The organism is Spirulina subsalsa CS-330, assembly GCF_028330765.1.
Classification (GTDB): Bacteria; Cyanobacteriota; Cyanobacteriia; order Cyanobacteriales; family Spirulinaceae; genus Spirulina; species Spirulina subsalsa_A.
Map to the genome: position 1 here is coordinate 1 of NZ_JAQMTY010000300.1, position 5,186 is coordinate 5,186.

Sequence of the window (5,186 nt, forward strand, 5' to 3'; positions counted from 1 at the left end):
CAATTAAAGGACTCGCTGTCGCTCGATTTGTTTGTTGGTGCAAATTCATCTCGCCACTAAAAGGCATGTCCGCCGTTACCTTCGGTAACTCTACTCGGACTCGCTTTATAGTGGGAGTCTTCTTTGCACATTTAAGATAAGCCTTACTTAGTTGCGTTACTCTAACCCCAGTGCATACATTATGCTTAACTATCTCCAAGCCTGATTTAACGGGGGATATTGATTCCCATGTCCTGGAATCACACGAGTTTTTGAGTATAGATTTTTAATCATAAAGACGGTTTCATGCTCAACTTAACGGGATATGTGATTGGGGAACAAGTTTATGAGAGTCCATCGACCCTCATCTATCGCGGCCAGCGACAGAGTGATCAGGCTCCCGTAATTCTCAAGTTTTTGAGGGCCGAGTATCCCACCCTCGAAGAACTGGCGGGCCTGCGACAGGAATACGCCATGCCGAGCCAGATCGACCATCCCCACATCCTCAAACCCTACAGCATTGAACGGGATGGCAATGGCTTAGTGCTGATCCTTGAAGACTTCGGCGCTTGCTCCCTTTATGATCTCTATCGGGGCATGGCGATGCCCCAGGGGGACTTTTTTGGGGTGGCGATCGCGATCGCCCAAGCCCTCGACATGCTCCACCGCGTCCCGATCATCCACAAAGACCTCAAACCCAGCAACATCCTCTACAATCCCACCACCAAAACCGTTAAAATCGCTGATTTTGGCATTGCGATCGCCCTCAACCAAGAACAGGCCCACAGCGATGCCCTCTATCTCCTGCAAGGAACCCTCGCCTACCTCTCCCCCGAACAAACGGGGCGGATGAATCGCCTCCTCGATTACCGCACCGATTTTTATTCCTTGGGGGTGACATTTTACGAACTCCTCAGCGGTCAACTCCCCTTCACCAGCACCGACCCGATGGAGTTAGTCCATTGCCACATCGCCAAAACGCCCCCCGCCCTCGAAACCCTCAACCCCGACCTTCCCCCCGTGTTATGCGAATTGGTGCGGATTTTGATGGCGAAAAATGCCGAAGACCGCTACCAAAGCGCAGCGGGGTTAGCCTTTGACCTGGAGCAATGTCAGCAGCAATGGTTAGGGATGGGTGCGATCTCGTTAACATTGAAAGAGCGCGATCGCGATCCCCAACTGCTCATCCCCCAAAAACTCTACGGCCGGGAAATCGAAGTCGCCCAACTCCTCACCGCCTTTGACCGCGTTTCCCAACCCCCCGAAGGGGAAACCCCCCCCAACCCCAGCGAATTGATCCTCGTCGCGGGCTATTCCGGCATCGGGAAAACCGCAATCATCAACGAAGTGCAAAAGCCGATGGTGGCGGCGCGGGGCTACTTCGCGGCGGGGAAGTTTGACCAATTTATGCGAAATATTCCCTACGCGGCGTTAATTCAGGTGTTCCAAGATCTGATCCGCCAACTCTTAGGAGAAAGCGATGCCCAACTGGCCCAATGGCGCAGCAAACTCCTCACCGCCCTAGGGGAAAACGGGATCATTATCCTCGATGTCATCCCCGAACTAGAGCTGATCATTGGCCCCCAGCCGGATGTGCCAATGTTGGGAATGCAGGAGACGGAAAACCGCTTTAATCGCATCTTTCGGCAGTTTGTCCAGGTGTTTTGTCAGCGGGAACATCCCTTGGTGATTTTCCTCGATGACCTGCAATGGGTGGATTCGGCATCATTGGAGATGCTGGAGTTATTGATCACCGATTCCCAAAGCCATTACTTTTTGTTAATCGGAGCCTATCGCGACAATGAAGTCGGGCCGCTCCATCCCCTCACGGAAAGCCTGGAAAAAATCACCGCTGCGGGAACAGTGGTGAACCAAATTACGGTGCAGCCTTTGGGCGTGGAGACGGTGGCGGCGTTGTTGACGGATACACTCCATGGGGAAGTAGCAGCGGCGGAGCGATCGCAACTCACTGAATTGATCTACAACAAAACCCAAGGGAATCCCTTTTTCCTCACCCAACTCCTCAAAACCCTCTACGGAGAGGGATTACTCCACTATGATCCCGCCAGCAATGGCTGGTCTTGGGATATTCGCGAAATTCAGGCGGTGGGTTTAACGGATCTGAATATTCTAGAGTTAATGGCGCGAAATATTGCCAAGTTACCGGCGGCAACCCAAAAGGCGTTAAAGTTGGCGGCTTGTATTGGCAACCGCTTTAATTTGAAGATTTTAGCGACGATTTGCGAAGAATCCCCGGTGACGATGGCGGGGATTTTGTGGGCAGCGTTGCAGGTGGGGCTAATTTTGCCCATGGGGGATAATTACCGGATTCCGGCGATTTTTGAGGCAGCCGAAGCGGAGCGGTTGCGGGATGTGGAGGTGGATTATCGCTTTCTCCATGACCGGGTGCAGCAATCCGCCTATAGTTTAATTCCGGAGGAGGAGAAGCAGGAAACCCATCTGCAAATTGGGCGGTTGTTGTTGGCCTATATTCCCCGTGAAGAGCGGCGGGCGAATATTTTCGCGTTGACGAATCAACTCAATATTGGCTTGGGGTTGTTAACTCGTCAGGAAGAGCGGGATGAACTGGCGGAATTAAACCTGTGGGCGGGGCAACGGGCCAAGCAAAATACTGCCTACGATGCAGCGGAAAATTATCTGCAAGTGGCGGTGAATTTGTTAGCTACCGATGCGTGGGAAAGCAAATATGATCTGTGTTTGGCCATTCATACTAACCTGATCGAAGCGAAATATTTTAACGGTCATTTTGCTGAAGCACTAACCCTAATTGAATCCCATTTCCAAAAAGCAAAATCTCTCCTTGATCAAATCCCATTCTATGATTTAAAAATTAAAATCTTGATTGCTCAGGGAGAATTGCAAGGAACCCTTGACCTGGGCTTAAGTATTTTAAAGGAGTTGGACGTTGAATTGGTTCAAGAACTGCCCGCAGATTTTGACATTGGTCAGGTCTTGAATTTGCCGATTATGACTGATCCCTTGAAAAAGGCAGCGATGCAAATTCTGCTCAATATTCAGCCTGCGGCCTTTATCCTCAATACGGGGTTTGGGATACCCGTTGTGTTTACGATGATCACCCTGGCTTGGCGGTATGGTAATACGCCTCCATGCATCTATAGTTATGGGTTGAATGGTTGGTTACTGTGCGGCCCGATGAATAATATTGATTTGAGGTATCAGTTTGGTCAGGTGGCAATGGAATTATTAGATCGTCTCAAGGCGGCTGAATTTAAAGCGAAGGTGTATGCGAGTTATGGGGCATCTATTGCCTGTTGGAAAATGCCAATCCGGGAAACGATTCCGATTTTAGAGCGGGCGGTGAAAAGTGGTTTGGAAACGGGAGATTGGGAATTTGCCGGTCATGGGGCGATCTTTTTCTGTGAACATCCCCTCTTTGCAGGGGAGCCGCTGGATTCTGTTTTGAAACGGCAGCAATTACAATTACAGATGGTGAAAAGTTGTAAGCAGGAATATCAACTGAATTATCTTTCCATTGCCACCCAGTTGGTGATCAATCTCCATCATGAACATCGCTCTCAAGAATTATCAGGGGATCTATTTGATGCGGATCTAATGCTGCCTTTGTTTTTAGAAACGAACAATATTAATTCTGTTTTTTATGCGTTCTTTGGACAGTTGATGCTGGCTTATTATTTTAAGCAGTACGATCGCGGGTTTTCCCTCGCGTCTGAGGCTTGGCAGTATCGGGGGCCACTGTTGGCTTTAATGGTGTTCCCTCAATATATTTTCTATTTTGCGCTCTCGCTGTTGGCACGTTATCCCTACCAAGCACCAGACTCAGAATCGCTACAGTCTGATCTTGCCCAGCTTGAAGAATATTATCAACAGTTGCAAGCTTGGGGCCATCATGTTCCTGCCAATTACCACAATAAATGTCTGCTCATTCAGGCGGAAAAGGCGCGGGTTTTAGGTCAAACCGTTGCAGCGATGGAGTTTTATGATCAGGCGATCGCCACTGCTCAATCAGCCGGGTTTGTTCAGGAGGAGGCGATCGCCTATGAACGGGCGGGGGATTTTTACCTAGCCCTCGGACGCATCCGCATCGGGGAACTCTACCTCACCGAAGCTTACTACGCCTATATCCGCTGGGGAGCCGTGGCCAAAGTCCGCGCCCTCGAAAAAGAATACCCCCACATCTTCAACATCATCCGCCGTCAACAACGCCAAGCCAGCAGCCCCGAACAAACCACCACCGCCACCATCGTCACCAGCAACAGCAACCCCCTCGAACAACTCGACCTCCCCACCGTCATGGAAGCGGCCCAAACCATTTCCAAAGAAATTGTCCTCAGCCGCCTCCTCAAAAAACTGCTGACGATCATCATGGAAAACGCCGGAGCCGACCATGGGGTGTTAATGCTCTGCCAAGATGAAACGTTGCTGATTCAAGCTGTGGGCCAGGTGAATCAAAGCGATATTGAAATTCGCCAAACCATCCCCGTTAACGCCAACGAAGCCTTTCCCCAAAGCGTCGTGCAATATGTCCGTCGCACCCAGGAAACCATTGTCCTCAGCAACGCCTATCGCAGCGGTCGCTTCACCCAAGACCCCTACATTGTCGAATATCAAGTTTGCGCGATTCTCTGCGCCCCGATCCTCTACCAAGGACAACTCAAAGGCGTGATCTACCTCGAAAATCGCCAACTCCCCGACACCTTCACCCAAGACCGTTGCCTAATCCTCGATGTCCTCACCACCCAAGCCGCCATCTCGATCACCAATGCCCGCCTGTATGAACAGATTGAGGAATATGCCCAAACTCTAGAAGCACAAGTCCAAGCCCGCACCCAAGAACTCACCACCAATAATCAACGCCTTCAAGCAGAAATCGCGCAGCGGGAAATTGTCGAAGCAGCGCTGATGGAAGCGAACGCCCAACTCCATCGCCTCGCTTCCCTGGATGGCCTCACCCAGATTGCCAATCGCCGCGCCTTTGATGCCTACCTCGCCGAGGAATGGGCCTATGCCTGCCAACAACAGCGTCCGGTGGCTCTGATCCTCTGTGATGTGGATGAATTTAAAGCCTTTGACATACTCCCCCACTAAACCCTACGGGCTATAGTGGGGGATTCTGAACAGCCAGTTACCTGACCATTTATCCACTCAAACAACGAGAGTTGCAGAGGGTTGCTAGGCTCAACGACTAACGCCATTGATTTATCCTG

At 50.8% G+C, this 5,186-nt stretch carries 1 protein-coding gene; it reads left to right on the plus strand.

The annotated features are described in order from the left end of the window. The first annotated feature begins 285 nt into the window (after positions 1-285). A complete protein-coding gene (locus tag PN477_RS20565) occupies positions 286-5,067 on the plus strand; it encodes an AAA family ATPase (RefSeq protein WP_272119543.1) in 4,782 nt (1,593 codons plus the stop codon). Positions 5,068-5,186 lie beyond the last annotated feature (119 nt).